Raw genomic sequence first — 232 nt, 5'->3', positions numbered from 1 at the left:
GCCACCGGCTCGGACACAGGTCGCACTTCCAGTTCGACGTGGTCCTGCCTCATGCCGCCGCGTCCTGAGCGGGACCGAACAGCTCGGCGATTTCTGCCAGGCGCTGCTTAGTGCGCTCGTTCGCTTCCGGGCTCGCCTCCACTCGGCCGGCCAGCAGGGCAAGTGGATTGAACGCAGGTGTGGCCGGTGGCAGCGCCAGGTGATCGGCTACCTGCTCGTGCGCCAAGCGGCC

At 68.5% G+C, this 232-nt stretch carries 1 protein-coding gene; it reads right to left on the bottom strand.

Going from position 1 to position 232, the window contains the following annotated elements:
• Positions 1–49: 49 nt before the first annotated feature.
• Positions 50–232, bottom strand: a 183-nt coding sequence (locus R0J92_RS27090; RefSeq protein WP_411053958.1) for a hypothetical protein, incomplete at its 5' end; no start/stop codon positions are given.

The sequence above is a fragment of the Tritonibacter sp. SIMBA_163 genome (assembly GCF_046535935.1).
Classification (GTDB): domain Bacteria; phylum Pseudomonadota; class Alphaproteobacteria; order Rhodobacterales; family Rhodobacteraceae; genus Epibacterium; species Epibacterium scottomollicae.
The sequence above is the reverse complement of the archived record's forward strand: the minus strand, read 5'-3'. Positions and strand labels throughout refer to the sequence as shown.